This is a genomic window from Kitasatospora sp. NPDC059577 (assembly GCF_042735475.1).
Classification (GTDB): Bacteria; Actinomycetota; Actinomycetes; order Streptomycetales; family Streptomycetaceae; genus Kitasatospora.
On sequence record NZ_JBHWBZ010000059.1, the window covers coordinates 59,145 to 63,048 of the forward strand.

At 74.3% G+C, this 3,904-nt stretch carries 3 protein-coding genes; 1 reads left to right on the top strand and 2 read right to left on the bottom strand.

Annotation, left to right across the window (positions count from 1 at the left end):
- Nucleotides 1-254: 254 nt before the first annotated feature.
- Nucleotides 255-1,358, bottom strand: a complete 1,104-nt coding sequence (gene galT / locus ACFV0O_RS33210; protein WP_380347471.1) for a galactose-1-phosphate uridylyltransferase — start codon at nt 1,356-1,358, stop codon at nt 255-257.
- A gap of 267 nt (nt 1,359-1,625) precedes the next feature.
- On the opposite strand from galT, the gene galK reads away from it, so the two are divergent.
- A complete protein-coding gene (gene galK / locus ACFV0O_RS33215; RefSeq protein WP_380347472.1) occupies nt 1,626-2,771 on the top strand; it encodes a galactokinase in 1,146 nt (381 codons plus the stop codon).
- Nucleotides 2,772-2,790: 19 nt separating this feature from the next.
- On the opposite strand, the gene ACFV0O_RS33220 is transcribed toward galK, so the two are convergent.
- Nucleotides 2,791-3,597: a DeoR/GlpR family DNA-binding transcription regulator gene (locus tag ACFV0O_RS33220; protein ID WP_380347473.1), complete on the bottom strand. Its 807-nt coding sequence runs from the start codon at nt 3,595-3,597 to the stop codon at nt 2,791-2,793.
- Nucleotides 3,598-3,904 lie beyond the last annotated feature (307 nt).

Sequence of the window (3,904 nt, forward strand, 5' to 3'; positions counted from 1 at the left end):
GGGGGCCGCGGGGGCGCGCCCCCCCCCGCCCCCCCCCCCCCCCCCCCCCCGCCCCCCCCCCCCGGCGGGGGGGGGGGGCGGCGGGGGGGGGCGCCCCCCCCCCCCCCCCCGCCACGTCCAAGCCCTGATCGCGCTCGCACGGCGCCGGGTGGATGTCCGGTGGGTCCGCCTGCGTGACAGCCGGGTCTTCACCCCCACTCGGCCGGTCGCGCAGGCGGTTTGACTCCGTCCTCGAACTCCTCCTGGTCGCCGGGTCAGCCGGGCACGATGCCGCGCAGCCGCTCGGCGGCGGCCTCCGGGCTCACATCGGTGACGAAGGCGTCGAGTCCGGATTCCACGCCCGCCAGGTACTTGAGCTTGCCGGGCGCGCGCCGGATGGTGAACAGCTCCAGGTGCAGCGCGAGTTCGTCGCCGCCGTCCTTCGGCGCCTGGTGCCAGGCGGAGATGTACGGGGTCCGGTTCGGCGCGGAGCCGGCGGGCGCGGGGAACAGGCCGTCGAAGCGGCGCAGCAGGTCGAGGTAGAGGCGGGGGAACTCGGCGCGCTCGGCCTCGTCCAGTGCGGTGAGGTCGCGGACCCGGCGGTGGGGGTAGAGGTGGACCTCGTACGGCCAGCGGGCGGCGAACGGTACGAAGGCGGTCCAGTGGTCGCCCTGGAGCACCAGCCGCTCGGGGGCGGCCCGTTCGGCGGCGACGAGGTCCTCGAAGAGGTTCCGCCCGGTGCTCGCCCGGTGCGCCTCGGCCCGGGTGATCATCCGGGTGGTGCGGGAGGGGACGAAGGGGAAGGCGTAGATCTGCCCGTGCGGGTGGGCCAGGGTGACGCCGATCTCCTCGCCGCGGTTCTCGAAGCAGTACACCTGCTGCACGTCGGGCAGGGCGGACAGCTCGGCCGTGCGGTCGGTCCAGGCGTCCAGCACCAGACGGGCCTTGGCCTCGTCCAGGTCGGCGAAGGAGGCGTCGTGGTCGGGGGCGAAGCAGACCACCTCGCAGCGGCCGGTGCCCGGCCGGAGGGTGCGCAGGGGCTCGTCGTGGGCCGTGACGTGAGCGGCCGAGTCCGGGGCGAGCGAGGGGAAGCGGTTCTCGAAGACCACGACCTGGTAGTCGCCCGCCGGGACCTCGCTCAGCCGTCCCTCCCGGGAGGGGCAGAGCGGGCACTCGCCGGCCGGCGGGTGGTAGGTCCGCTGCTGGCGGTGGGCGGCGACCGTCACCCACTCGCCGAGCACCGGGTCGAGCCGGGTCTCGGAGAGGCTCGCGGCGGGCTCCAGCGGGCGTTCGTCCAGGGCGTCGCGAAGCGTGCCCGGCCCCCGGTCGTAGTAGAAGAGTGCGCGGCCGTCGGCCAGCTTGGTCGCGGTCTTGTGCACCGCTGTGCTCCTTATGCGTGGGGCGTCGGCCCGCCTGTGCCGACGCCAAACAGAATCAAACATTTACGATCTTTTGTCAACAGGTTTAGACCTACCGCCGATCGCCGGATGTCCTCGACTTGCGCTGTCCCCGACGGGAAATCCGCAGGTGTTGACCGCAGATGCCAATCATGTTTGATTATGTCGAAATCAGCTCCCGTCCGCCGGTGAACGGCCCCCGCGGGAGCCGAAAACGACGCACGCGCACGACGTACGGGAGCTGAACAGATGACCGAGCAGGCCGCCATCGACTTCGAGGCCGTCCACGGCGCCCGGCCGAGCGGCGTGTGGGCCGCTCCCGGCCGGGTGAACCTGATCGGTGAGCACACCGACTACAACGACGGCTTCGTCCTGCCCGTCGCCCTCCCGCACCGCGTCGAGGTCACCGCCCGCCGCCGCGAGGACGGCCGGGTGCGGCTGTACAGCGCCCAGGGCGACGGCACGATCACCGACCTCGCGCTCGACGGCCTGGCCCCCGGCGTGGTCACCAGCTGGGCCGCCTACCCGGTCGGCGTGTTCTGGGCCCTCGCCGAGGCCGGGCACACGGTCGGCGGCGCCGACCTGTTCTTCGACAGCGACGTGCCGACCGGAGCCGGGCTCTCCTCCTCCGCCGCCCTGGAGTGCGCCACCGCCGCCGCCCTCGACGACCTGTACGGGCTCGGCCTGTCCGCGCCGGAACTCGCCCTGGTCGCCCAGCGGGCCGAGAACGCCTTCGTCGGCGTGCCCTGCGGGGTGATGGACCAGATGGCCTCCGCCTGCTGCACCGACGGCGCCGCGCTGTTCCTGGACACCCGGACGCTGGAGCAACGGCACGTCCCGCTCGACCTGGAGGCGGCCGGGCTGCGGCTGCTGGTGATCGACACCCGGGTCAAGCACGACCTCGGCGACGGCGCCTACGCCGCCGTGCGGGCCGGCTGCGAGCGCGCCGCCGGCCTGCTCGGCCTGGACGCGCTGCGCGACCTGCCGGCCGCCGACCTCACCGCGGCCCTCGCGCGCCTTCCCCGGGAACTCGCCCCGCTGGTGCGGCACGTGGTCACCGAGAACCAGCGGGTGGTCGAGACGATCGCGCACCTGGAGGGCGGCCGGATCGCGGCGCTGGGGCCGATCCTGACGGCCGGACACGCCTCGCTGCGCGACGACTACCGGGTCTCCTGCCCCGAGACGGACCTCGCGGTCGAGGCCGCCGTGGCCGCCGGCGCGCTGGGCGCCCGGATGACCGGCGGCGGTTTCGGCGGGTCCGTCATCGCCCTGGTCGGGGCCGCCGACGTGGAACCGGTCGCGGAAGCGGTGCGGTCGGCCTTCCGCTCGGCGGGCTTCGCCACCCCGGTGGCCTTCACCGCGCTGCCGTCGGCGGGGGCGCGACGGGTGGCCTGACCGGTCCGGAGCGGCCCGGTCAGCCGGCGGCCGGCACCACGACGAGCTCGCCGACCGCGTCGGCGAGCTCGCTGCGGGCCGCCGCCGGGAGGGCGTCGTCGGTGATGAAGCAGTCGACCTCCGCCAGGGTCGCGAAGCTGCTCAGGCCGACGACGCCCCACTTCGTGTGGTCGGCGACCACGACGGTGCGGCGGGCGGAGGCGATCAGGGCCCGGTTGGTCTGTGCCTCGGCCAGGTTGGGCGTGGTGAGCCCGGCCCGCTCGCTGACGCCGTGCACGCCCAGGATGAGCAGGTCCACGTGGAGGGTGCGGATCGTCTGGTCCGCGAGGGCCCCCACCAGGGCCGCGGAGCGGGTCGGCGCCCCTCCGGTCACCAGCAGCGACGGGACGGACTCCCGCCCGTCGCTCTCGGCCGCCCACAGCAGGTCAGCGATCCGCAGGGAGTTGGTGACGACCGTCAGCTGCGGGACCTCCAGCAGTCGGGAGGCGACCGCGTAGGTGGTGGTGCCGGCGGACAGCGCGACCACGCTGCCCGGTTCCACGAGCTGTGCCGCCGCGTCCGCGAGGGCGGCCTTGGTGCCCTCCTCCAGTTCGGACTTGACGTCGAAGCCGGGCTCGTCCGTGCTCGCGGCTCCCAGCGCGATGGCGCCGCCGTGGACCTTCTGCACGGAGCCCTGGCGCGCCAGGGCGTCCAGGTCGCGGCGGATCGTCATGTCCGACACGCCGAACTGTTCGACCAGTTCGGCGACGCGTACCGCGCCGGCCTTGCGGATGGCCTCCAGGATCAGCGCCTGGCGCTGCGGGGCGAGCAAACTCTGATCAGCCACGGAGGCCCTTTCGATCGAACGGGTGCCTGGTTGCTCCCGCTTCCTTCCGGGGGTCGACCCTGTCACGGTCGTGGACGGACGCGCGCGACCGCTCCGGGAGGGGCAGGGCGGCCGGAACGTTCGCGTCGGCGTCCGGGCCGCGTCCGGTCGCGACATGATCCAGTATTCCAGGACGTCGGTGCCTCCCACGTCCGTCGGCCGAGGCCGTGGGGCGGGGAGCTGCCGCACCCGGCCGGATGCACGTACCCGGGGGGTGAGCCGAACAGGGTTTGGACCGAACAGAGAGGGGGGGGGGCGGGGAACCCCC